The sequence below is a fragment of the Rhodobacter capsulatus genome, from assembly GCF_005144475.1.
Classification (GTDB): Bacteria; Pseudomonadota; Alphaproteobacteria; order Rhodobacterales; family Rhodobacteraceae; genus Rhodobacter; species Rhodobacter capsulatus_C.
In genome coordinates, this window is record NZ_SWJZ01000058.1 from 1 (window position 1) to 23,355 (window position 23,355).

At 61.5% G+C, this 23,355-nt stretch carries 19 protein-coding genes; 7 read left to right on the forward strand and 12 right to left on the reverse strand.

Annotated features, from left to right (window positions below; all coding sequences use genetic code 11):
• Positions 1-957 (forward strand): sialate O-acetylesterase (locus FBT96_RS13530; RefSeq protein ID WP_136907515.1); only part of this gene is annotated, 957 nt, incomplete at its 5' end.
• Positions 958-1,517: 560 nt separating this feature from the next.
• On the opposite strand, the gene FBT96_RS20755 is transcribed toward FBT96_RS13530, so the two are convergent.
• The 5 genes from FBT96_RS20755 to FBT96_RS13550 form a co-directional block, all read right to left on the reverse strand.
• Positions 1,518-1,685 (reverse strand): hypothetical protein, encoded by a 168-nt coding sequence (locus tag FBT96_RS20755; protein ID WP_169583452.1) that lies wholly within the window; start codon positions 1,683-1,685, stop codon positions 1,518-1,520.
• Positions 1,682-2,080, reverse strand: coding sequence for a helix-turn-helix domain-containing protein (locus tag FBT96_RS13535; protein WP_136907571.1), 399 nt, complete (start codon positions 2,078-2,080; stop codon positions 1,682-1,684). The genes FBT96_RS20755 and FBT96_RS13535 overlap by 4 nt, the downstream gene beginning before the upstream one ends.
• A 295-nt stretch (positions 2,081-2,375) precedes the next feature.
• Positions 2,376-6,920 (reverse strand): hypothetical protein, encoded by a 4,545-nt coding sequence (locus FBT96_RS13540; RefSeq protein WP_136907517.1) that lies wholly within the window; start codon positions 6,918-6,920, stop codon positions 2,376-2,378.
• A 286-nt stretch (positions 6,921-7,206) separates the two neighbouring features.
• Positions 7,207-8,511: a type II toxin-antitoxin system HipA family toxin gene (locus FBT96_RS13545; protein ID WP_136907519.1), complete on the reverse strand. Its 1,305-nt coding sequence runs from the start codon at positions 8,509-8,511 to the stop codon at positions 7,207-7,209.
• Position 8,512: 1 nt separating this feature from the next.
• Positions 8,513-8,734 (reverse strand): helix-turn-helix domain-containing protein, encoded by a 222-nt coding sequence (locus FBT96_RS13550; protein WP_136907521.1) that lies wholly within the window; start codon positions 8,732-8,734, stop codon positions 8,513-8,515.
• Between the two features lie 1,169 nt (positions 8,735-9,903).
• On the opposite strand from FBT96_RS13550, the gene FBT96_RS13555 reads away from it, so the two are divergent.
• A complete protein-coding gene (locus FBT96_RS13555; protein WP_136907523.1) occupies positions 9,904-10,380 on the forward strand; it encodes a hypothetical protein in 477 nt (158 codons plus the stop codon).
• A 217-nt stretch (positions 10,381-10,597) separates the two neighbouring features.
• Complete coding sequence (locus FBT96_RS13560; RefSeq protein WP_136907525.1) at positions 10,598-11,473, forward strand: recombinase family protein; 876 nt, start codon at positions 10,598-10,600, stop codon at positions 11,471-11,473.
• Between the two features lie 137 nt (positions 11,474-11,610).
• On the opposite strand, the gene FBT96_RS13565 is transcribed toward FBT96_RS13560, so the two are convergent.
• Entirely contained in the window at positions 11,611-11,838 is a 228-nt protein-coding gene (locus tag FBT96_RS13565; RefSeq protein ID WP_136907527.1) for a hypothetical protein, read from the reverse strand.
• A gap of 627 nt (positions 11,839-12,465) precedes the next feature.
• On the opposite strand from FBT96_RS13565, the gene FBT96_RS13570 reads away from it, so the two are divergent.
• A complete protein-coding gene (locus FBT96_RS13570) occupies positions 12,466-13,089 on the forward strand; it encodes a hypothetical protein (RefSeq protein ID WP_249306494.1) in 624 nt (207 codons plus the stop codon).
• Between the two features lie 31 nt (positions 13,090-13,120).
• Here FBT96_RS13570 and FBT96_RS13575 read toward each other — a convergent pair whose 3' ends face one another.
• From FBT96_RS13575 to FBT96_RS13590, 4 genes are all read right to left on the reverse strand, one after another.
• Complete coding sequence (locus tag FBT96_RS13575) at positions 13,121-13,375, reverse strand: hypothetical protein (protein WP_136907529.1); 255 nt, start codon at positions 13,373-13,375, stop codon at positions 13,121-13,123.
• Positions 13,348-14,766 (reverse strand): DUF6538 domain-containing protein, encoded by a 1,419-nt coding sequence (locus tag FBT96_RS13580; RefSeq protein WP_136907531.1) that lies wholly within the window; start codon positions 14,764-14,766, stop codon positions 13,348-13,350. Before FBT96_RS13580 ends, FBT96_RS13575 begins: the two co-directional genes overlap by 28 nt.
• A gap of 253 nt (positions 14,767-15,019) precedes the next feature.
• Entirely contained in the window at positions 15,020-16,117 is a 1,098-nt protein-coding gene (locus FBT96_RS13585) for an MraY family glycosyltransferase (protein WP_136907533.1), read from the reverse strand.
• Positions 16,118-16,454: 337 nt separating this feature from the next.
• Positions 16,455-16,970, reverse strand: a complete 516-nt coding sequence (locus tag FBT96_RS13590; RefSeq protein WP_136907535.1) for a hypothetical protein — start codon at positions 16,968-16,970, stop codon at positions 16,455-16,457.
• A gap of 227 nt (positions 16,971-17,197) precedes the next feature.
• Between FBT96_RS13590 and FBT96_RS13595 the strand changes: the two genes are divergently transcribed.
• The 3 genes from FBT96_RS13595 (at position 17,198) to FBT96_RS13605 (ending at position 21,119) form a co-directional block, all read left to right on the forward strand.
• Positions 17,198-18,598, forward strand: a complete 1,401-nt coding sequence (locus tag FBT96_RS13595; protein WP_136907538.1) for a phosphohexomutase domain-containing protein — start codon at positions 17,198-17,200, stop codon at positions 18,596-18,598.
• Between the two features lie 102 nt (positions 18,599-18,700).
• Positions 18,701-20,134, forward strand: coding sequence for a mannose-1-phosphate guanylyltransferase/mannose-6-phosphate isomerase (locus FBT96_RS13600; protein WP_136907540.1), 1,434 nt, complete (start codon positions 18,701-18,703; stop codon positions 20,132-20,134).
• 4 nt (positions 20,135-20,138) lie between these two features.
• Complete coding sequence (locus FBT96_RS13605) at positions 20,139-21,119, forward strand: NAD-dependent epimerase/dehydratase family protein (protein WP_136907541.1); 981 nt, start codon at positions 20,139-20,141, stop codon at positions 21,117-21,119.
• Between the two features lie 9 nt (positions 21,120-21,128).
• Here FBT96_RS13605 and FBT96_RS13610 read toward each other — a convergent pair whose 3' ends face one another.
• Positions 21,129-21,923, reverse strand: coding sequence for a sulfotransferase family protein (locus tag FBT96_RS13610; protein ID WP_136907543.1), 795 nt, complete (start codon positions 21,921-21,923; stop codon positions 21,129-21,131).
• Entirely contained in the window at positions 21,920-23,350 is a 1,431-nt protein-coding gene (locus tag FBT96_RS13615) for a hypothetical protein (RefSeq protein ID WP_136907545.1), read from the reverse strand. The genes FBT96_RS13610 and FBT96_RS13615 overlap by 4 nt, the downstream gene beginning before the upstream one ends.
• Positions 23,351-23,355: the final 5 nt, after the last annotated feature.

Here is a 23,355-nt window from a genome sequence, read left to right on the forward strand (position 1 = left end):
GCGATCGAATATCCGACGCGGCCCGTGTTTGTCATCAATATCTCGCGCGGCGGCATCCCGATTGCGCAATGGGACGCCGCCGCGGCCGATCCGAACATGTGGGCCGCAACCCTGGCCAACGTCCCCGCGGCGCTCGCCGAAATCGCGGCGCTGACCGGCCAGACCGTGGACCGCATTGATGCCGCCTTCTGGTGGCAGGGAGAGGCCGATGCCTCGAACGCCGCCGGATATCCGGCGCTGCTGGACGCGCTGATCACGCGTTTCCGGGATCTCTCCTGGTTTGGCCGGACGGCCCCGGTGATTTGCTCCGGGCTCTCGCCGTACTGGTCGACCAACCTCGAATCCATCATGGATTTGGCGATCCGCATGGCGGTCTCGATGGACGCTGGCCGCCGCCGTTTCGTTGACACCAACCTGCTCCCCCAGTCGTTTTGGGATCCGACGGACAGCTACATCCACATGACCGGCGCCGGATACTGGGAGGCCTCCGATCTCGCTTGGGACGCCTACGCAAACGGCGGCGGCTCGGCGGCCGTGGGCGAGAATTGGCAATATGATGGCGAAAACACCGGTGGTTTTGTTTTCGGCCGGTCGTTGCCGCTGGCCGGGTATTTCAGCGCCTTCGTCAAGGACTTTGCAGGGGCATCGTTGCTGGCGATCGTCAACAACAGCACCGACGGCGCTGCCCGCGCCAGATTGCAGGCGCGGGTCGGCGCCAAGTCGGTCAATATGGAGTGCGATCCCGGCAGTGGCGGGCGCCTTGTCTCGACGGACGATTACTGGGGGCTGATCGCCGCGGGTCTGACGCTGGCGGTGTTTCAGGCCCCGGCGGCCGACAACCAGACCAGCGCCACGCTGCTCACGAAGATCGGGGGCGTCACCGTGACCAAGAAGGTCAAGATCGGCGCGGCGGACAGTGGCGGCACCGGGTATCGCATGCTGCGCATCGACAACTGAGGGGCATGTCTGGCGGTGGCGCCTGATGGCAGATCTGGGCGGTACCCGCAAGGCTATGCGGCTGGCGCATAGCTTGATCGCAGTGCCCGTTTCCGGTTCCAGGCGCGGCCAAAGCGCCGCCTCTGCAGGGAGTTCCAACGTAAGTCACTGATATTAAATAACTTTGCACTAGGCGCAACAAGATGCGTCAAAAGTGCAAAGTTCCCGCCGCGCCAACGTCGATACCGCAACGCAAAATCCCAATAAAATAAGGCTTGAATGGGGTTTTCATCGGAGCGTACCGAAGTGACGTGGATAGGAGATCAAGCCTCATGTGGCGATGGCACGGTCATCGCCACATGGCACAAAGTGCAAAGTTCGAGCGCACTCTGGAAGCCCATAGCATCCATAACGCTATGATCTATCGACACAAATCATCTTTTACCGGCTTTTCCCAGCTGTTCCCGGTTTTTGTCCGATGTACCGGGTGTTTTTGTCGGGTGACACCATCTGGGATCGGCTCGACGTCATTTTGAACCGAATCGAAAGGGGGAACGGCGGGCCTCCACCGTTCCAACGCCTCATCCCGCATCGAGGAGTTCACGCAGCGCTCGCACACGCGCCGGGGTTACCTTTGGATCGCGACCACCGCTGATCACGCGGATGAACTCGATCCACGCCTTCTCGTTCTCGCTCAGCTGGTCCCACGGTCCCAGTGGTCCCCTCGGCACCATGAAGAGATCGCTCATTTGCCGAAGATTCCACGCAGCGTGCTCCGCCGCCGTGCCGTGATCCGAGGATCGCTGTTGCCAGATGCATCGCGCAGTTCGTCCAGCCAAGCCTTCTCGTTCGCGGTCACGGGCGTGCCGAAGATCTCGGTGATCGCTTTCGCCGCCGTCACACCCACCGCCTGTTCAAGTGCGATGCGCATCAGATAGGCCGGGTCGACCTCGAGCGCCTTCGCGAGCGACGGCACCCGGTCGAGTGGTAACTTGCTTTTGCCGGACTTCAGGATCGAGATGAAGTTCGCATTCGCGAAGCCAGCCTCGGCGGCGATCTCGTTTTGGGTCTTGCGATGGGCGAGCGCGTCGACACGATCGGAGATGAGCCGGGCGACTTCGCTGGTTTTGAAAGGGGTCGTCATGGTGGTTTTCGTCTCGTTTTTGTTGCTGATGAGACGACCGTAACGAACCGCACCGAGCGCGTCGGGTGGGAGTTGCGCGCGAATGACCGGGATCTGAATGCACGACCGAAGTCCTAGAAAAAACGCGTCGTGGTGATGGGGGTGCAGCCGGTGCCAGCCGGTTGGGGGCGTCTGAACCCTCCACTCCCGGTCGAAATGGCGATGACGGCCCACAGGCGACATTTATTTCGATCCAGCGCGCTGCAGTGCAGTGTCGCTAGACCGGACTTTCGCCGCGCCGCCCCCACAATCAAGTCTAGTCCACTGATGTGATGAAAACTTTCTCGGGAGTTTCCTGTCCGAGAAGCCTCTTCTCTCGCTCCTTGTTTCGGTCCTCGATTGCCGACTTTCTCGCTCTTCGAAACACAGGGGCATATTGTCTCCAGAGACTGGTCGTTGGTGCTTCGGGACTCACACGCGCATCCATAGAGGTCTTTGCAATTATCAAGCATCGCCAGAAGTCCTCTGGCTTCTGGGCGTTCCACATGCTCTCAACCCAATGCCCCGCCCATATGGCACCTTCGTGTTCCGAAAACGCATTCTTGGCGGCTTGCCCTGATACGCCTCTCTGATCGATGTGCTTGCCCAAGATGTCAGCAAACTCACCAGATCGAATTGAGTAGCCCGCAATCGAAATTGCATATGCTTGATCTAAGCTATCTTCGCTTGCCGCCAGTTCTAGGACCATCGATTTGATAAAGTCGGCAGCACCGAAGCGTTCGGCTGCAAGGACTTCCCGGGCGAGGACCGCGTCATTTTCTGAAGCCAGCAGCCTTTGACGCCACAACGCCTTCATTGGTTCTGACACTTCACCCCCCCAAATCGCTTGGTGCTCAAGCGTCAGGTCGTCTCCCAAGGCAAGCAATAAGAAACCCCGGGATGATGAAGCCCGCTTCAGCAGAGCAACAGCATGTTCAGGGGCCTTCCCTGAAATAAGGTTTGCCACCGCGAAAGCTACGTTCTTGAGCCATACAAACTGAGCAATGTCTGCCTGATCCAATATATCGAAAAGATCACTCAGCAGTGCCGGGACTTCACGAACAAGACGCCCGAGGTTGTCGATGCCGATGTCCTGAACCAAAAGTTTTGCATCTGTCGCATTCAATTCTTCGAAAAACGCCTTCGCCACAGAGTTCAGTTTATTTCGCTTTTCATCGAAGTCATCATCACCTCCCAGAACGTCTTTAAGGATCCGTTGCTTGGGAAAGCGCTCTCCGTCGCGGTCCGTTTCTTCAATGGACAGAAAGGGAAACGGAGCCGGTTCAGATTTGGAAAGCTTCAAATCTGCCGAGGGCGGCTGAATTCCGTGCGTAGCCACGACCGCACTGCGAAGTCGCTGCACAAAGCAAGCCACCATCGGCTCCGTAAATTTTTTTCCAAGCCTTTCACTCGCCGCAAACCAAGTTTTCGAGCTAATCCGCTTCAGGAGGTCATCGACAGGCATTTCGCCGTGTGCGCATGCCTCAACCAGCAACATTGAACCGAACCAGCCCTCATAAGTCTTTTCATCCAATGAGGCCGCGTTCCAGTTGCTGCGCATGTGTGCTTGCCGAACAACATCCAGATCATTGTAGGTGGCTAACTCATAGGCAACGGCGCGGAGCTTCGAAGACGCCCCACGAGAACAGGCCAATATCTGTTGTTCGAGTTCACCGGTAATCTGCGTTTGACCGTAGAGCGCCGCCGCAAGGGCACCATACGCCGCTTCTTCATTGTTTCTTTGAAGGGCGTCCCGAATTGCGGATGCTATCTCGTCTGTTGGCTGCGCCTTTAAGCTTGGGATGACCGAAAGAAGATAGTCTGATCCAAAAGCCCTGTCTGTCATGCACCTAAGCTGTTCAGCTGCCGAAATCTGCCCGGCGCAATAGTAAAATCCGAAAGCTCGACAAATCCACTGATCTTGATCCGGCAATGTATCGAAATCGTTACTCGCTTGAACTCTCTTAAACAAGCCCACTGCCAAGTCAGCATCGATCAGCGGGAGGTGATCCTCGGAATTCAAGATTACTTGTCGTAAAGGAAAACCAGTTCTTGTAAGTAGGCCCGACAATATGCTGCGAGTTTTTTCAACAGCGGCTTCGGGTTCAAAACGGGCGGCGATAGGAAGAAAGTCTCCGAAATTGTGGTCTTCGCCGCTGACCCCCATGGTCTGCCGCATCTTGTTAACGTCGAGAGCAACGAACTGCCGCACGCCTTGATCCATGTCTGAAGGTCGCATGACTCCGGGGTCTGCCACTTTGACCTGACGCCATTCGGTTGGCGATGGCGGCTCAAAGTGATGCCAGTCTTTTTGCAATTCTCTGGCTATCACAGAAGCTTCCTGAGCGTCTCTCTCGTCACCGCTGGCATAGAGCATTCGAACAACCGTCCATTGTCCACCTTTCGAAGATTCTTCAAGGCGCAGTGGTTCAATCGCCTTTCGGAAGGCATCTCTCGTCGCGGCGCGATCAATTCGATTGAAAGTTGTAAGCTGCGGAAACTCTTTTCGCGCTTTATAAATATTTCGATCCAGTGCGAACGCAATGCCCATCGCCACAAAGCTTTCTGCGAACGGCACTAGGGAATGACCTGCCAGCAGCCTCAGAGCCAACGATATCAAGTCGTCAGGTTCGCTCGGCACTTCGGTCATCTGATCTAGAAGCCGCCTTTCGAACGTGCAGAGGCTTGCCAATTCCCCATCGATCTCCGCTTTCCTTTTTTCCACTTTTTCTGCGTAATCTGCATCACCCTGCGTATGATAACGCTTGGCTTGCTCAGCGGCGTCTTTGTGATAGCAGCGAAGCCAGTGATGGATTGCGGTTTCGGCAGCACGCCAACCCTCATCGGTCAAAGAGACCATGAATGCAGCATGGACCAACCAGTCGTGATTTATCCGCCGACCACTTTCAAGGCACAGCAACTTGAGGGTATCGAATAGCGCATCCGGTTGATTTTTTATAATCTCGACAAACTCTTCGAAGCGTTTTTCGCTCACGTTCTGGAGGTTAGCGAAAGCATCCAGCAGAACGGAAAAAATCGCGCGATCGAAACGGATATTATCCAAAGCGCATATCAGTAACGAAGCAAATATGACGTCAATCGTTCGGTCCATCGCATTGATTGGTTCGACAAGTTGAGTTATCCGGTCGGACAAATCACGGTTTGCCAAGTGAGTTTGCCACAGTTGGTCGATGAGCGTGAAACCCAGTGCAAGGGTCAAGCCCTCATCTCGAAGTTCATAAAGATCGCCTGGCCCCGGGAGCGGCCGAAAAAATCTTGTCTCAATGACCGCTTCGGAGTCGGCGTGAAAGTTCTGAGGCGGTTCGTTCTGTGACGCTTGCACCCGTTCAAGAACCTTTCTTGCATGGTCACTAAGACGGTTTGTGAGCTGCTTAAAGGTCTCGTCTTCGTAGTTCTCTAGCTGTGATGCGCGAAGGTGCTCCATCAGCAGCCTGTCTGTGGTCAACCCTTTCCATGCGATGGCATCTCGATGTGGTAGGGTTGCGACCGCGACCGCCAGTAATCTCGGATTCTTGAGTGTTTTCAAGGTTTTTTGGTCGAGCCAGTCGAGTGCGATCCCATAGTGCTTCAATAGCTCATCGCGCTCTGTGGGCGACCATTCAGGAACCCCGAAGGTTTTCGGCCTAAATGCCAAACCGCGGGCGATTGTTTTCTCCCAGAAGTGGGATCTGACGGTTACGACCATCCTACCTCTGATTTCCGCCAACCGGGATTGGATGCCGTTAAGTAGTTTGTCCCAACGGAAGTTTTGTCGCTGATTTAAGCCATCGACGACGACCAGCAACGAGGCTATTGACGGCGTAGCTCTCCATGCCTCAAGCCGGTGCATCCACCTACGCTTTAGCGCATCATCGGCAAATTCGCCAGTTTGCTTGATTAGCAGGTCGACCAAGAAATCATCAAGGTCGTGGACAGACACGCCGTCAAGCTGCTCAGCGCTGATGAATAGCGCCAAACCTGTGTCGTCGGAACATAACTGAGCGGCAAGCCATGATTTCCCGTGCCCCTCATCCCCCAATAGGATTACTTCTTTGCCTGTTGCCAGTTCACTCGAAATGTTTTTGCGTAGCTCAGTGCGCATTGGCGGAAAGTTCTTCTCCTGCTGAACTGCAAGCCCTTGTCCGAGCCGCTCCCTAGCGTGACGTGTGGAGCCAAAGGTTTGTTGTCGCCATGTGGCATTCTGATCGACCGCGCGCTTGAACGACAGCTTCGAGACATTGAGGCTGGATTTGAGATACTGGAGGAGACTTTCGAACTCCGGATGCGCTGAAATGGAAGAGAACGCATTTTTTAGATCCTCTTTGCTTATTTCTTTCTGCGCGGTTTTCTTATCGTAATTTCCGACAATGAAATCTATTGCCGAACTATCTGCTGCAACCACAGCAATGGCTAGAAGCGGCAGCGGGGCGGCAGTCCAATCTAGAATCAATGTGGAGATAGCGTTTTTATCACCATCCTCCTCAAGGTCTTTTGCTATCTGCGTGCTGACTTCAATTGTTGCGCCGAGAACCCATAAACGATCTGCAGCTTTTTCCCGTCGACCCAGATCGGCGATTTTGACTATAACGTCTTTCCGATCAATCTTTCCTGAATACAATTTGGCCTCAAAACAGACGGGATCGGTTCGCATTGCTGCGTCGCCATCCATCCCTCCTTGCAGACCACTGGCCGCAAGCCGAAACGGAATGCCTGTTAGGTTGGTCAGCGCAATCCGAAGGAGTCCTTCAAATCCATCTGCGCCTGCGGCCTTGAGCGACAGTAGGCCGGTTTTTACCGTTTGAAGGTGCGCGTTGATAGACATATACTTAACCTAACTCTAATCCATATAAGATGCCCGCAGTGCGTGAGAGCGGCACGGTTCTCTTCGCTGCCAGTAGAATTACAGCTACCAAGGGCTGCCCTCAATCACTTGCAGTTACCAAAAGTCACAGCGTGTATTCTTCAGACAGGTGGCGTTGGGCGCATCTGCTTTCGCTTAACCCCTATTCGTGCCTGTGTCTCTGGCGACACCCTGCGTCCAAAGCAACCTCGGCGCTTCACGGTTGCCGCCCGCGGAACACCGGAACCGAATGGGGCCAAAATCTCGCTTACGGTCGATTGATGATCAAACCATCGCGTTCAGGTATATCGATCTCCGCGTTCAGCGCCTGCGCGAACCAGCCTGCCTGTTCTGCCATCGAATCGCCGAGCGGTTTCAGACTCGGTCCCCGCATCGGAGCGATCTGGACGACGGCGGCCTGCACGATCTCGATCAGGCGCTTGCGCAGCGCGGGTGTGAAGCGCGGAAAACCAAGCGCGCGGATAAAGTCTTCGAGGTCGGCCGCAGTGATCTCGTCGGTCATTTGCGCGCGTCCGATGTCGAAGGCCAGCTGATGCGTCACTTCGCGGTCGATCAGCACCGGCGCGACGTCATAGACCGGCGCCAGAACGGGACGCGCTCCGGTGTAAAGCAGCGCATGGTTCTTCGCGTGGTTGTCGGTGTTGCCGAGAAGCAGGTTCACCAGCGTCACCTCAAGGAACGCTTGACGCGCGCGGCCGGGGTTGGCGGTCTGCGCGAGCAGCTCTCCCACCGAGCGCGCCTCGAAGCGGCGGCTATCGCTGCTGTTGCGCTGGTATTTCAGATGCGGACCAAGACCGAGCGCCTGGGCGAAATCCTCCTGATGGATGCGATGCACGACCCCGCCGTCGCACAGCCGATCGAAACGGGTGACGAGCAGTCCTTGAAGGTCGCCCTCTCCAAACATCGCGGTTTCAGCGACCGGGTGGCGCTGCATCCCGCGCATCAGGCTCATCAGCACATGTTCCTGTCGCACCAGCGCCATTTCTGACGACCGGGGCACCTTCAGGATATGCGTCGTCGGCACGTTCAGCCCGCGTTTGGGCAGCGCAAAGCGTCCATCCGCAAGCTGTGTCAGTGCGACCTTGCCTTGAACGCCCGCAAGCGGAGATGGATCGCGGGTGTCGTCGGGCAGACGACGGCGGTCACGCAGCGAGACCATGATCCGAGTGAGATCCTCCGCATCGAGCGCGTCATAGTCGGTCGCAAGATCGCCGGGCGTCTTCGCCGGACCTGCCCCCATCGAAACGCAAGAGATCGCACCGGGGCAATCGGCGCCCAGGTGTTCAAGCTGCCCGACGATGTCGGACCAGTCGAGCCGGTAGCGTTGCAGGATCTGCTCGCGCTGCGCATTCTCGAAGAGCAGGTTCGAGAAGAAGGCGCGTGTCACGGCATCGCTGAAGGGTTCTTCGCGGAGTGGCAGCGAGAGCGACAGCGGATGGGGCAGCGTGTCGGTGAGATAGGCGAAAGCAAGCGCCCCATCGTCGAACCGGGTCAAACGACCGATCGGCTGCGCGCGGGCTTCAAGGAAGACGTCGAGGTCGAGCCGGGGCATCTCAGGCGCTCAAGGTGATCTGCAAGCCGAGATCGCGGCAGATTTGCAGGACAAGACCGATGCGGGCGGTCTCCTTGCCGTTCTCGATCGCACTGAACGTCGCCGCCGAGACCCCGCTCTGCATCGCGGCCTCGGCCTGCTGCAAGCCAAGTGCCTGCCTGCGCGCCCGGATCGCCTGTCCGAGCTCGGCAACGGTGGAGATGGGGGTGAGGGTGTCGGTCATCGCGCCATCGACGATCGTTGAAATGAGTGTTGAGGATGCACCACCTTGGGGCTTGCGTCAACGATCGTTGAAATTGCAGTTTGAGGAGGGCTGCAGGGGGGGGGCGCCGTTTCAATGATGGTTGATATGACGTCCCAAGCGGGCCGGGGCAGTCGCCGATGCAAAGGTGCAGGTTTCCGAGGAGACATGCCTTGAAGGCAGAGAGGCGAAGTCCACATGCGCGCCGCCAACGATGCCTTCGGCGAGTTCGCCAGAGCGTGCTGAGAGGGTTGCATCAGGGTTGCATTTTGGTTGACACTTGGTTGACAAAATGGCCTCCAAAGTTGACAACGGGTTGACATTTGGTTGACAGGCGACATCAAAAACGTCGTTTCTGTCAACCTTTCGGGTCTTTTTGTCAACCTTGTCAACCTCGAAAGCCCAATAAAATAAGGCTTCGACGCTCCCAAGGTTGACAAAAGTCTCGGAAAACTTTTTTCCACCTTAAAGCGCGGACTTCAGGACGGGGCATCCCGAAACGAAATCCATCGAAACCGGATCGAAAACCCTGCTCTGCGGCATGAAAACGCGTCGGCCCATGACGATCACACCGGCGCGGATTTCGATGTGAAGGTGGCTGTTATGAGCATGTTTCCTGCGCCGCGCTTCGTGAAATGACTGTAGCTCATCAGCTGAACAGTTATTCAGCTATGTAGACAGCGCGGCGAAGGACGTCGTTTCTCCGGTTCGATCGAAAATGCACTTGGGGCGGTCACAGGCTGCGATCTCGCGCGGGTGCACGTGACCTCATGCGTGATGATGGATGCGACTCAGCGCGCGCCCCAATGGGTCTGACGCACGCTCCGTGGTCGATCTGCGGTGGTTGATGTCGATCTGCATGATGAAGTGCGAAGCTAAAGGGTGGAGGACAGCGGCGCCCGCGGCTTCTTTTTCGTGAGCCGATCTGTGCCCGAGCCCTCCACTGCTGTCCGGGCCTTGGCTCCCCAACGACCCCGCACAGTCGGTGATCCGTTTCGGGGATGTCTGCTCGCCGCGCGCGCAAGAGGCGTCTTCGGCTCGACGTTAACAAGGCGAATGGGTCGACGTCGACCGAAGAACACGCTACCGTGAGAGCGCTCGCCTTTCCACGACGCCCAACGCAAGCGCTCCCTATGTGCAGGCGGCTGTTGATGATAGATATGGATTTTCGAATGTTCGGCCTTTTTTCTAAAGTCTTGTTCTTCGGGATTGTCGGTTACGCTGGATATGTCGCGTATGATCTCCATCGAGCTGGGTATTTTGAGCTCCCTGACATCCCAGACGGGTCTTACCCAATCTCGTTCACTTCTGGGTTTCGAGCCATCGTTCATGGCGTAGATGCGACCGAAGAGGTGATGTATGACGCGCCCAAGTGGTTTCGTCGGCTCAACAGCGCGGTTCCTGAGCGCAGGTTCTTGGGTATCCCTGCGAATGTCGCTCCTTGGTTCGCTAGCTCTTGGTCGAATTGCTACCCACCGACCGCAGAAGAGCGGGATGGCTACTACGCATCACTGCCTGAGGAAACTCAGAAAAACCTCGAGCACGCGCGTCTTGATGGTGTGTGCGTCATCGAGGTGGATGGCGACAAAATGCTCCGTGGATTGATTTTCTCGGTGCCGAGGGTGTAGGCCGCTCGTCGCTCACCTCTACACACACTTCATATTGTGGCTGCGGTGAGAGCCGGGCGCGCTGAACATGTCCGGTGAACCCTGATCTTCCTTGCGCTCGGAGAGGGGATGCTCCATTGTGCTATTCGTCGGAAATCTGCTAATAGCACAATCTGACACCTCAAAACCCGACCGCAACCCCCCGTAATTCATCACCCCCTCAAAGACCCCACCCAACATGAGCACTAGCAAAGATCGTCCAAGCATAGCAGTAGGTTACATCCGCCTCTCTACAGAGAAGCAAGCTCAGGATGACATAGAATTCGAAAAGCAGGCCGCGCGCATCAGGAAAGCCTGTGCAAGCCGTCGTTTCACCCTTCTCGGTATCTACGAAGACACCGCTTCCGGTGCTGATCCTCTTGGAGGTGTGCGTCGTGATGGTCTGATCGAAGCCGTCGCCCGCGCTCGTGCCGAGGATGCTTTGTTGATCATTCCCGAGCCGACCCGTCTGTTTCGAAACGTCGAAGCCGCGCGTGACTTCCTCAAGACGCTCGATGTTCCGGTCTTTTCTGTCAAAGATGCCCGTTTCATGAAAGCACCTGCCCTGCTTCGGGCGATCGAACGCGGCGAGGAAGTCGTTCAAAACATCCGCAAAGGCACGTCCGAGGCGCTGTCGACGAAGAAAGCCGAAGGCGTAGAATTCTCCGACACGTCTGTTCGCAAGAAAGCGGCCCAGGCTTCTGCGAAAGCCAGGTCAGAGAAATCCGAGGGCATCGTCATTCGAGTGGCGAACATCCTCCGGTCCGATCCTGCTTACCGTGATCTGTCGCACAAGGCGCTTGCGGATCTTCTGAACCGTCACCGTATCCTGACCGGGTGGAAACGACCCTGGACGCAGAACAGCGTCAGGGACGTGCGCAGGAAAGCCGAAGAGTTCATCGCGATGCAGGACGAGATCGACAACATGGACGACGATCTGGAGGCCCTTCCTGCGGTTCAAGGTGTCTCTACCCCCGTTCCGGTCATTGAGGCCACCGAGCCGCCTGCTGAGCCCACCGAGGAAGAGCTGGTGCTGATGGAGTTGCAGAAGAACCCGAACTTCGGCGTGTTTTGAGGCCGATCTGCTGCCCGGTTGTGATCCCCCTGGCTTCGTAGAATTCTACCGTTGCAGCCATCGGTGCATGGTGTCCGGAATTGGGGAATGGCTACAAGGTGGGACCGACCGCCGGGCGAACGTGATCCGTTTGAGGGTCAGGATTTCCGGTTCGTTTCGATCCAACGACGCAGCTGGTCGAGAAGATCGGCCGTGAGCGTCGTCCCTCGTGCAAGGGCGGTTCCAAGCGATGCATCAAGCGGTTTGCGACCCAGTTCGCGCATGACCTCGCCGACTTTCATGCTGCGCCGGTCTATGATCTCTCGCACTTCGGTGCGCTCGTCATCGGTGAGTTGGCCGCGGCCTGGTTGCAGATGTTTTGGCATCAGAACGGGCGTGGTTGCGACGTTGGTTGGTCGCCCCGGCGCAGGATATGTCACAAGATTCACGGAGCGAGTCACTGGCTGCATTGATGGTGCTCCGGCCCCAAACCCGCCACCCGGCGCAGAGATGGCTGCAGGAGCGCCTGTGGCGGCCATGCAGCCTATGCGCATCTTGAAGGTATCGCGCTCTACCGCGGATGCCTCGGTCCACGCCTCTTCGAGCTTCTCGAGCGCCGTCTTGACCTTGATCTGACCAGCGGCCTTTCTCGCCTCGGTGATGTTCTTGAACTTCCCGGCGAGGTAATCGGCATGGATCTGCGGGTGTTCGCGGCGCAGGCGTTCAAGCTAATAAGTGTTGTCGCGCTTCTGCTTCATGGTCGTGTTGGCGTTCTTGTCCGATGATCTGCGTAGAATTCTATGGTGGGCGAGCAGGCTGATGCTCGGTCGGTAGAATTCTACGAGCCTGCCTTATGGCTCGGCATGACGAATACACATCCGGGGAACGGCAGCAAAGCGGGATCGGTCAGACGTCACCTTGTCCACTGCCTCGGCTATTGCCCGGGCCCGGCTCAGAACCTAAGACGAGGACTGTTTTTCGGATGTTTGAGGTGAAGCTGCACGAAAAGGACGGTGTTCGAGGTGGCAATCTGTGACAAATGCGGCGGCGAGATCGCGTTTCGCTATGTCGATGGTGTGCTCAGGCCGCTTCACATCGGTGGCGGGCTGTGTGACGGCCTGGAACGCGTCACTGAACCGGTTCCGCGTCACGGCTGGACGCACGACTGTTACCTCGATCCGAACGCGTCCTGCCCGGTTTGCGGGGCTCGGGTGTATTTCTACCAAAGTCGGCACGGTGGGAGGGTCTTGTTCGACGATGTCGGGTGGCCGTGGCCGAAGCATGGATGCACGGACGACGATCAGCGGTCGATCAGGGTCAAGCGTGCTCCGTCCGGTCGATCCCGCGTGTTTCGCGACAAATCCGGCGCGCTGCTCAAGATCTATGACCTTGACGACATCGAAGACCGGGGTCGTAACTACCTGCTCGTGCTGCGCAACCAGATGACCGGCTCCCGGGTGCGTGTCCTCGTCGGTAAGACCAGGCTCTCGCAAGGCAACATTCGTCTTGCAGACTTCCAGGATGCGCCGAGCATCGTCGTCCACGAGTTCGAACAAGGGGCGAGCCACATTCGGCTTGATTTCGTCTGTGTGAGGCTGGGCAAGGTCGCACGGGTGAAGTTGCGGGCCGCGCGGTGACCTGCCCTGCTTGACCTCCAGCGCGACGTCGTCATGATCCGCTCAGAAACCGCGGAAAATTCGCCATCTGCTTCGCCAGCGCGGGTAGCATCGCTTGCGATTTGCCATACCCGGCAGCGGAGCCCTTTATCGAACGACCAGTGATGTAGTTCGAACCGTCGGTCTCGATCGCACCAAAGCGGAGATCTTCGAAAAGATGACGAAAACCGTGGTTAGGGCCGGGTTTCGGATAAACCAACTCCGGCAGGACCTGTTCCCTTATCCAGTCGCGGAGGTTACCGTCCATACGCGCGTTGGTGAATATCTTACCCCCGGCCTGCTGTCGACAAAGTTGATCAGTCCTTCATCGACAAGCGCAGGATGAACAGGGACTGTCCGGCTCGTTTTCGTCTTCGTCGTGCGATCGCCGCCATGCCGAATATGATAGAACCAGTCCTGCCCGATTTGGAAGAAGTCCTCCTTGGTCAATTGAAGGATCTCTCTCACGCGCGCGCCGCTATAAGCGAGCATCCACGGCACCCAGCGCTTATAACTGGCCTCTTGCGCCCGCGCTGCGATCAAAACCCTCTCGGCCTGCGCGACGGTGTAGGTGCGTTCTGCGCTGTCGCGTTCCTCAAGCTCAGGAAGCTCGAAGCCATCGAGAGGAACCCCTGCAGGAAAGAGCTTCTCGCTCGACTGTGACTGCCCCCAGTTCAGCACCGATTTGATGCAACTGACTTTGTCGCGCACCGTCTTTGTCGCGAAATCGTTGTCGATCAGCTCGTCACGCCAACGTTCGACTTCTTCCTTCGTCACTGTCGCGGCGCGCGGGTTCTTGCGCCATTCGACGAATTCCTTGGTGATCGTGCGATACTTGCGAAAGGTGCTCTCGGACTTCGTCCGGCCGAGGCCCCGCCGCGAGCGCTTCTCCTGTTCGTCGATGATGTCGGAGAACGAAGTGAGATCGAGCTTGGTATTGCCCTTCCGGAGCATGGGGTCACGCGGGCCTCCGCCAAAGTCTCCTTGGTCGCGCTCGTTCTGACGTTCGAGCAACTCGATCTCCGCGCGCATCAGACGATCACACAACTTGATGAACTCTTCCGAGACCTCATCGGGATTGAGCGGGTTATAACGTGTGATCGGCAGCGACTGACTTTCGATCAGGTGCTCGGCCTCATGCGCAATCAAGGCGTATTCTCGTCTTGCGAGATGCGCGCGCAACTCACTCAGGCGGATACGCCTGTGATCTTGCGCCATATTCGATAGATCCAAGTTGCTGATTTCGTCGAGCATCAGATCCAGCGCCTTGGAGGGATCAACATTCGCACCGGATTGGCGAGGACGAACAGCGAGCCGACCGACCGCCTCCTCCATCCAAGCATCCTTCTGCGCCGCAAGCGGGCGCTTGTCGCGTTCAGCCAGATCGGCCTGCTCTTGCTGGTGGTAGTAATACCGCGCTAGCGTCTCGACATCAGCGGTGCTCAAGTCAGGCTTTCGGCGGGCTTCTTCGATTTCACGGTCCCATCCCACAAGAACGGCGCGAACCTTCTTGCGTGCGAGGCGCTCGTCTCGTGTCTCAAGCGACTTTGAGAACTCGTCCCTTCCGATCACCCCAGCAACATCCCTCGGAACACGACGACGCGCATACCAAATGCCACTCTTGGGGTGTTTTGTCAGGTAGTCCGGCAGCTTGCTCATTACCCGCCTGTGTAGCAGTCTGTGGTGCAGCCGGTGTATCAATCGCGCCGAAAAACATCAATATTCCGGTAAGTTAGTGTTTTTCAAAGGTGCACGCCGGTGAAAGAGGAGAGTTCGAGTCTCTCATCACCCACCAGGCCCCGCCGCGACCGGCCCGCTGAACCGGACAACCTTTGCGCAAGCCCCATGTCGGCGCTTGCGCAAACGGATCTCGGCGCTGGGGGATTGTCAGGGCGCAGAACCGGAGGCCCGCTCAGGCCTCGGACATCACCCTGCCGCGCAGCGTGAAGGTGATCCCGCCCAAAAGCGCCACCTTGCGGTAGATCAGCAGATAGACCGCCGTCACCAGCGCGATCGCCCCGAGGATCAGCGCCGTGCTGTCCCAAAACAGCACCATCATCCCGGTCGAGGCGAAGGGCAGCCCCATCACCACCAGACCCGACATCGCATTGCGCAGCTGCGGCGCTCCCAGACGTCCGGCCAGCCGCCGCGCCCGCGAGCGGTAGATCAGGCTGTGCAGATGCAGCCGGTCCGCCTGACCGGGGTTCGTGCCCGCACGCACCACACGGCGGTGGATCGAGACCATCGTCTCGGTCACCGGATAGGACAGCGCCAGCAGCCCGATCAGCGGCGAGACCTCGGGGTTGCGGGCGGGCAGCGCCACCGCCAGCGCCGACAGCATGAACCCCGTCGCATAGGCCCCGGCATCGCCCAGAAAGATCCGCCCCATCGGGAAGTTCATCAGGAAAAAGCCGCCCAGCGCCCCCGCCAGCACCAGGCAGATCCCCAGAAGCTGCTGATCCCCGACCCCGGCCGCGACCACCCCGAACCCCGCCAGAATGAGGATCGAAGTGCCCGAGGCCAGACCGTTCACCCCGTCGATCAGGTTGATCGCATTGGCGACGCCCCCGATGGCGAAAGCGGTGAACGGAATCGCGAAGGCGGCGAAGGCAAAAAGCAGATCGAGGCCGGGCAGGCCGACTTGCGCAAGATGATAGCCCGAGGCGACGCAAAAGATCAGGCCCGAGCAGATCGTCGCCAGCAGCCGGGTTTTCACCCCCACCCGCTTCGTCACATCCTCGATCAGGCCGAAGACAAAGGCGGGCAGCGCCGAAAGCGACATCACCCACCACAACGCCCGCGTGTCCTCGGGCAACAGCATCCCGCCCGCAACCGCCCCGGCGCACAGCGCCATCCCGCCGACCCGCGGCGTCGGAAGACTGTGCAGCTTTTGCACGCCGCCATGGCTGTCATGGGTCAGATGCCCATGAAAACGCTGCGTGAGGATGATCGTCAGGGCTACGGAAAGACTGGCGATCAGCGAAATGGAAAAAGCAGCCGAGAGGATCATCACTACCTACCCGAAGTTGAGAACAGTATTACAAGGAATGAGCACCAGGTGCATCGTTAACACTTCATTCATCTTAAGGTAGATTGCGCGTCTGTCCTAGAGGCTTTCGCCCCGACCTTGCTGCGATGCCGCAAATTTGCCGGAATCGGTGCGGACCCTTGACAGGGTTGAACAAACTGCGACGCCGGAATGGTTAACCGTTCCGGCGCGCACAAGGATCAGACCCGTTCCGCGGCGCTCTGATCGGGGAAAGACCGGCGGGCAGCCGAATCGCCCGCCCACCAGCCGGATCAGGACGCCGGTTCTCCGGCGGCGCCCCGTTCCGGCCCTGCCGCGCTCAGGCGCGGTGACATTCCGCAACGCCCAGATCGATGAGCTGCGCGCCCGAGATCGTCCGCAGGCCCGCGCTGTAGCGGCCCTCGCGCAGATACCAGTCGCGCAGGGCGGGCGGATAATGCGCCGCGATCACCCGGGACCAGAAATCGAACTCCTCGGGCGCCAGCGCGACACCGTAAAAGCTGGGGCGATGGAAGCCGAACTGGCTTTTGCGGTTGATGCAGCTGCCGGGCAGGCCCAGATACATCGTGCAGGCGGAATAGCAGGCGCCGCGGATCTCGACGGTCTGGCCCGCCGCGGCCATGGCGCGGATGCGGTTGGCAAAGGCGCCGACATCGCCGCCCAGATCGTTGCGCACGATCACCGGCGCGGGCTGGCTGTAGCCCGCCGGCAGGCTCTGTGCCGCAGCAGACCCCGGCGCGAATGGCGACAGGCCGGTCAGACCCGCCCCGACCACGGCCACAAGGACAAGCGCAAGGCTCCGCCCCGCCCTGAGGCGTGCGAAAAAGTCAGTCATTTGATCACCCCAAGTCTTGGCATGCCAAGGCACGCCCCCCCGGACGCCTCGCAAGCGCCCGGGGCCAGTAGAGCGTCGCGGGTTTAACAAAGCCTTAGCTTGTGCCGGACGGCCCGGGACGAATGGCTAAAGTTCTCGAAAAAGGCGACGCAACCCGCCCGGGACGCGCCTTGCTCGACAGCGCCGCGCCCGGCCCTTAGAACGGGGCAAAACCCGAGAGGACAGCGATGCCCCCCAAATTCGGAACCAGCGGCCTGCGCGGACGTGTCGTCGATCTGACGCCCGGGCTGATCGGCGCCCATGTCGCGGCCTTCCTCGCCGCCTGCCCCGGCGGCAGCGGGCTTTTCGTCGGCCAGGATCTGCGCCCCTCCTCGGGCCGCATCGCGGCGGATGTGATCGCGACGGCGCGCGCGGCGGGGCTTGCGGTCAGCGATTGCGGCGCCCTGCCCACGCCCGCGCTGGCGATGGCGGCGATGGCGTCCGGCGCGGCGGCGATCATGGTCACCGGCAGCCACATCCCGGCCGATCGCAACGGGCTGAAATTCTACACCCCCACCGGCGAGATCACCAAGACGGAGGAGGCGGCGATCGTGGCCGCGCTGGGCCAGACGGCCCCGAAGCGCCCGCAAGGCGCGCTGACCCCCGCCCCGGCGGCGGCCGAGGCCTATGTCGCTCGTTACGTCACCGCCTTTGGTGCCACGGCGCTTTCGGGGCTGCGGCTCGGGCTTTACGAACATTCCTCGGTGGCGCGCGATCTGCTGCACGAGATCCTGCACGCGCTTGGCGCGACGGTGGTGCGGCTGGCGCGCTCTGACAGCTTCCTCCCCGTCGATACCGAGGCGGTCGATCCCGCAACCCGGGCGCAGCTGGCCGCCTGGTGTCAGGCCGAGGATCTGGCGGCGGTGCTGTCGACCGATGGCGATGCCGACCGGCCGATGCTGGCCGACGGCACGGGGCAGGTGATCGCGGGCGATCTGCTCGGCGTGCTGACGGCGCGGGCGCTGGGCGCGCGGGTGATCTGCACCCCGGTCTCGTCGAATTCGCTGCTGGAAGAGCTTCCCGATTTCGACGCCATCACCCGCACGAAGATCGGCTCGCCCTTTGTCATCGCCGCGATGGTGGCGGCGCGGGCGCAGGATCCCGCCGCGAAAGTCGTGGGTTTCGAGGCGAATGGCGGCTTTCTGCTCGGCTTTGACGCCGTCGGCCCGGCCGGGCCGCTGCCCGCCCTGCGCACCCGCGATGCGGTGCTGCCGCTGCTCGCCCCGCTCGTCGCCGCCCGGCAGGCGGGGCAAGGCCTTGCCGCGCTGGTCGCCGCCCTGCCCGCCCGGGTGACCGCCTCGGACCGGCTGAGCGACACGCCGACGGAGGCCAGCGCCGCCTTTCTGGCGCGGCTGTCGCAAGATGGCGCCGCCCGCGCGGCCTTTCTGGCCCGCTTCGGCACCGAGACCGCGCTTGACCGCACCGACGGGCTGCGGATCGGGCTGCAGGACGGGCGGGTGCTGCATCTGCGCCCCTCGGGCAATGCGCCCGAATTCCGCCTTTACACCGAGGCCGCCACCGCCGCCGCGGCACAGGACCTGCTGCGCGACGCGATGGAAACGGTGGCCGCGGCGCTGGGCCGGAATTAGGGAATTGCGGCCGCGCCGCCTTCGTGCTTGCCTTGCCCTGTCCAGACTTGCACCGTCACGACTTGAACCGTCACGACTTTCACCATCCCGAGGGGGCCGCCGATGATCTATCCGACGATTCTCTGTGGCGGCTCCGGCACCCGTCTGTGGCCGCTGTCGCGCAAGTCCTATCCGAAGCAATTCGTGCCGCTTCTGGGCCCGGAAACGCTGTTTCAGGCCTCGGCGCGGCGGCTGCACGGCCCGGGGTTTGCGCCCCCCGTGGTGCTGACGAACAGCGATTTCCGCTTCATCGTTACCGAACAACTGGCCGAGGCGGGCATCGATCCCGGCGCGATCCTGATCGAGCCCGAGGGCCGCAACACCGCCCCCGCCGTGCTGGCCGCCGCGCTGCATGTGCTGCAAGACGACCCCGAGGCGGTGCTGCTCGTCGCGCCTTCGGATCATGCGATCCCCGATGCGGTGGCCTTTCGCAACGCCGTCACCCGCGGGCTGCCCGCGGTGGCGGCGGGGCAGATCGTCACCTTCGGCATCACGCCCGCGCGCCCCGAAACCGGCTATGGCTATCTGGAACTGACCGCGCCGCCCGGCCCCGGGGGCGCGCCGGTGCCGCTGGCCCGCTTTGTCGAAAAGCCCGACCTTGCCCGCGCCGAGGCCATGCTGGCGGCGGGCACCTATCTGTGGAACGCCGGGATTTTCCTGTTTCGCGCCGCCGACATGCTGGAAGCCTTTCGGACCCATGCGCCCGAGGTCGTGGCCCCGGTCGAGGCCGCGCTGGCGGCGGCGCGCGCCGATCTGGGTTTTTTGCGCCTTGACCCCAAGGCCTGGGCGCAGGCCCCCGACATCTCGATCGACTATGCGGTGATGGAGCGGGCGACGAACCTTTGCGCCGTGCCCTTTGGCGGCGACTGGTCGGACCTTGGCGGCTGGGATGCGGTCTGGGCGGCGCAACCGCGCGATGCGGCCGGGGTCGCGACCTCGCAGGGGGCGACGGCGATCGAATGTCACGACAGCCTGCTGCGCTCGGAAAGCGAGGGGGTCGAGCTGGTCGGCATCGGGCTGACGAATGTGATCGCGGTGGCGATGAACGATGCGGTGCTGGTCGCCGACATGTCCCGGGCGCAGGAGGTGAAAAAGGCGGTCGAGGCGCTAAAGGCGCGCAAGGCCAAGCAGGCGGTGCAGTTTCCGAAGGATCACCGGCCCTGGGGCTGGTTCGAGACCCTGGCGCTGGCCGACCGCTTTCAGGTCAAGCGCATCGTCGTGCATCCGGGCGCCAGCCTGAGCCTGCAAAGCCACCACCACCGCGCCGAACACTGGATCGTCGTGCAGGGCACGGCGCGGGTGACGGTCGATGACCGGGTGACGCTGGTGACGGAAAACCAGTCCGTCTATGTGCCCTTGGGCGCGGTGCACCGGATGGAAAACCCCGGCAAGATGCCGATGGTGCTGATCGAGGTGCAGACCGGCGCCTATCTGGGCGAGGATGACATCATCCGCTATGACGACGCCTATGCCCGCGGTCAGGGCGCGAAGGGATAAGAGCATGACAGAACCCGCCCCCACTGGCGCAACCGAGGTCGTCTTCGGCGGCTCGGGCTTCATCGGCACGCATCTTCTGGGGCGGCTGCGCGCCTTGGGCGCGGCAAGGATCGTCAGCCTCGATCTGCGCCCGCCACCGCGGCCGGTCGCCGGGGTGGACTACCGGATCGGCGACGTGCGCGACCTTTCCGGGCTGACGCTTCCGGGGCCGGTGTCGCGCATCTTCAACCTGGCGGCGGTGCATACGACGCCCGGTCACGCGCCCTGGGAATATTACGACGCCAATGTCCGCGGCGCCCGCGAGGTGGCGCGCTTTGCCGCCCGGCAGGGTTGCGGGCAGATCGTCTTCACCAGCTCGATTTCCGTCTATGGCCCCGACGAGGCCGCCAAGGACGAGAGCACCGCCCCCGCGCCGGTGTCGGATTACGGCCGCTCGAAGCGGATCGCCGAGGATCTGCACCGTGACTGGCTCGAGGCCGATCCGGACCGCCATCTGGTGATCCTGCGCCCCGCCGTCGTCTTCGGCCTGGGCGAGGGCGGCAATTTCACCCGGCTGGCGCGGATGCTGGAAAAGGGGATTTTCGTCTATCCGGGCCGCAGGGACACGATCAAATCCTGCATCCATGTCGCCGATCTGCTCGACTGGATGCTGGCGGCGGCGGATCGGCGCGAGCGCAACGTGCTGCTCAACGGCGCCTATGCGAACCGCTACACGATCGAGGAGATCGTCGAGACCTTCCGCCGCGTCGCCTTTCCGAAGGCGCGCACGGTGATGCTGCCCGCCGGGGTGCTGAAAACGGCGGCGGCGGCCTTGCGGCCGATCTCGGCGACCGGGCTGGGCATCCATCCCGAGCGGATCGAGAAGCTGATGATCTCGACCAACATCCTGCCGCTCTGGGCCGAGGCCGCGGGGCTGCCGACGCGCGACCGGCTGGAACCGGCCTTGCGGGCCTGGCGCGCGGCGGGCGGCGGGCGGTTCCTGTAACCGTCCGGCTCAACCGCTGCGGATCATCGCTTCGAAGCGCAGATAGGCCGCCTCGGCCTGATCGCGCAGCGCTTCGGGGATGTCGAGCGGCACGGCGGCATCGCGGGCCGGGTCGTCGCGGCGCGGCTCGATCCGGGTGAAGCGGCCGCTTTGCGTCGGATCACCGCCGCCGCCGCGACGCGAGGCCGCGGGGCTGACATAGCGGTTTTCCAGCGCCGGAACGATCCGCAGCGCGGTGGACATCCGCGAAAGCTCGGCCTCGGGGTCCGAGACCAGCGCGCCAAAGGTCAAACCGACGCGACGATCGCGCGGAAACCGCGCCCAAAGCCGCGCCAGCGCGTCGAGCCGGGTGATGTAATAGCGCGCCGCCGCCGCATCGTCGGGATATTCTTCCTCCCGGCCAATGCCCTGGAAAAGATCGCGGATCGAGCGGATGCTCGGCCCCGGCCGTCGCGCCAGGAAGATCGCCCGGGCGGCAAAGAACCCGGGCGGGGCTTGCGCGTCATGGCGGTCGTGCAGGATCTTGTCGAACAGATGCGCCGCCCCGGGCCGGAAACTGCCGCGCCGCGCCTGATTGACGACAAGCCGCCCCAGCGCGCCGGGGCTGTCATAGCGGATATGCGCCTCGCCATAGCCGCTGATGTCGGGGCGCGAACACAGGATGTTCGACAGCGCCGTCGAGCCGCAGCGCATATGCGCCAGCAGAAAGATCGACCGCTCGAACCGGCACTGCGGCAACAAGAGCCGCAGCCCCTGCCCCAGCCCGTGTTTCAGCCCGTCGCGCCAGGGATCGGTCGTCGTCATCTGCCCTCCATGCCCAAGGCGGGGCGGCGCCGGGGCCCGGCCGGGCGGCGGCCGTTCAGCCACAGCCCGACCAGAAGACCGGCCATGCCCAGAAAGATGTAATCGAGATTGGGGCTCGACTTGACCACCAGCGCCCGGCACAGGCAGCCCGCCATCCCCAGTTTCAGCGCCGCCGCCAGCTGCCAGCGCAGCGCATCCGTCCGGTCGAACCGCAACCGGAACAGCCGCCACAGGAACAGCAAAAGCAGCCCAAGCCCGATCAGCCCCGTCGTGCCCAGCGTCGCCGCGATCCAGCTCGACGCCCGCACCGATCCAAGCCCCGCCCCCAGCCCCCAGGTGTCCAGGAAATTGCGATAGGCCTGGGCATCCCAGCTGCCGCGCTCCTCGGCCGATTGGGTCGAGAGCTTGTCCAGAAGCGCCCGGTCAAGGAACTGCGCGACCGCCGGAACGGTCTGGTAAAGCGCATAAAGCGCCAGCAGCCCCAGCCCCAGCGCCGCAAGCCCGCCAAGAACCACCAGCGCCGCCCGCCGCGGCACCCCGAAGCGGCGCCGCCGCACCAGCTCGAAGAACCGCGGCAGCGCGAAAACCATGAGCAGCAAGAGCCCGCCCACATAGGCCGAAGACGAGGTCGAGCGCAGCCACAAGAGCACCAGAAGCGCCAGCAGCGCCACCGGCCAGCGCCGCCCCGACCGGTCGTGATAGACATGGCCCAGCCAGAAGCCGATCAGCCCGATCAGCACATAGCCATAGGACGAGGCCTCGGAAAACCCGCCGATCAGCCGGTTCAGCCCGGCCATCTCGTTGCCCAGCATCAGCGCGTAATTGGCCGTGCGCAAAGGCTGCAGGATCCAGCTGGTCCCCGTCGCCTGGGTGGCGATGTCCAGCAGGCCCAGACCGGCATGGCACAGCGTCACCGCCGTCATCGCGCGCAGCACGATCCCCGGATCGGGGCGGCGCGCGATGACAAAGGCGACGGCGAAAAACAGCAGCGTGCTCAGGAGCATGCGCAAAAGCTGCGACAGGTTCCCGCCGCCCGGCGCCAGCGGCTGGCTGACGATCCCCGCCTCATTGCCCGCCCGGGCGAGGCTGAAGACCTGCGTCGCGCCCGCGAAGACGCGCGGAAAGAAGAAGGTCGCGAAAATGGCATGGGCCAGGAACAGCGCCAGCGCGATCCCCGCCCCGCGCGGCGCCAGCAGACGCCCCAGATCCGTGGTCACCCCGCGCCGCACCAGCGCCATTCCGGCCAGCGTCACCACCACCAGATCGCTGGCCAGAAGCGAGGTGTTGCCCAGCGCGGGCAGGTTGATCGCCGCCATCATGCCAAAGGGGATCGCGGCGAACAGCGCCACCACCGCCCCCGAGGGGCCGCGCCAAAGCGCCCAGATCACGAAGGCCAGACCAAGGAACGTGCTGGAAACGAGTTGCATGAGGC

What these genes read in the sequence shown, in the direction of transcription:
- FBT96_RS13555 (WP_136907523.1), top strand. Translation starts at nt 9,904, where the DNA reads ATGATAGATATGGATTTTCGAATGTTCGGCCTTTTTTCTAAAGTCTTG.
- FBT96_RS13535 (WP_136907571.1), bottom strand. Translation starts at nt 2,080, where the DNA reads ATGACGACCCCTTTCAAAACCAGCGAAGTCGCCCGGCTCATCTCCGAT.
- FBT96_RS13590 (WP_136907535.1), bottom strand. Translation starts at nt 16,970, where the DNA reads ATGACTGACTTTTTCGCACGCCTCAGGGCGGGGCGGAGCCTTGCGCTT.
- FBT96_RS13540 (WP_136907517.1), bottom strand. Translation starts at nt 6,920, where the DNA reads ATGTCTATCAACGCGCACCTTCAAACGGTAAAAACCGGCCTACTGTCG.
- FBT96_RS13600 (WP_136907540.1), top strand. Translation starts at nt 18,701, where the DNA reads ATGATCTATCCGACGATTCTCTGTGGCGGCTCCGGCACCCGTCTGTGG.
- FBT96_RS13610 (WP_136907543.1), bottom strand. Translation starts at nt 21,923, where the DNA reads ATGACGACGACCGATCCCTGGCGCGACGGGCTGAAACACGGGCTGGGG.
- FBT96_RS13550 (WP_136907521.1), bottom strand. Translation starts at nt 8,734, where the DNA reads ATGACCGACACCCTCACCCCCATCTCCACCGTTGCCGAGCTCGGACAG.
- FBT96_RS13595 (WP_136907538.1), top strand. Translation starts at nt 17,198, where the DNA reads ATGCCCCCCAAATTCGGAACCAGCGGCCTGCGCGGACGTGTCGTCGAT.
- FBT96_RS13605 (WP_136907541.1), top strand. Translation starts at nt 20,139, where the DNA reads ATGACAGAACCCGCCCCCACTGGCGCAACCGAGGTCGTCTTCGGCGGC.
- FBT96_RS13580 (WP_136907531.1), bottom strand. Translation starts at nt 14,766, where the DNA reads ATGAGCAAGCTGCCGGACTACCTGACAAAACACCCCAAGAGTGGCATT.
- FBT96_RS13560 (WP_136907525.1), top strand. Translation starts at nt 10,598, where the DNA reads ATGAGCACTAGCAAAGATCGTCCAAGCATAGCAGTAGGTTACATCCGC.
- FBT96_RS13575 (WP_136907529.1), bottom strand. Translation starts at nt 13,375, where the DNA reads ATGGACGGTAACCTCCGCGACTGGATAAGGGAACAGGTCCTGCCGGAG.
- FBT96_RS20755 (WP_169583452.1), bottom strand. Translation starts at nt 1,685, where the DNA reads ATGAGCGATCTCTTCATGGTGCCGAGGGGACCACTGGGACCGTGGGAC.
- FBT96_RS13615 (WP_136907545.1), bottom strand. Translation starts at nt 23,350, where the DNA reads ATGCAACTCGTTTCCAGCACGTTCCTTGGTCTGGCCTTCGTGATCTGG.
- FBT96_RS13565 (WP_136907527.1), bottom strand. Translation starts at nt 11,838, where the DNA reads ATGCCAAAACATCTGCAACCAGGCCGCGGCCAACTCACCGATGACGAG.
- FBT96_RS13545 (WP_136907519.1), bottom strand. Translation starts at nt 8,511, where the DNA reads ATGCCCCGGCTCGACCTCGACGTCTTCCTTGAAGCCCGCGCGCAGCCG.
- FBT96_RS13585 (WP_136907533.1), bottom strand. Translation starts at nt 16,117, where the DNA reads ATGATCCTCTCGGCTGCTTTTTCCATTTCGCTGATCGCCAGTCTTTCC.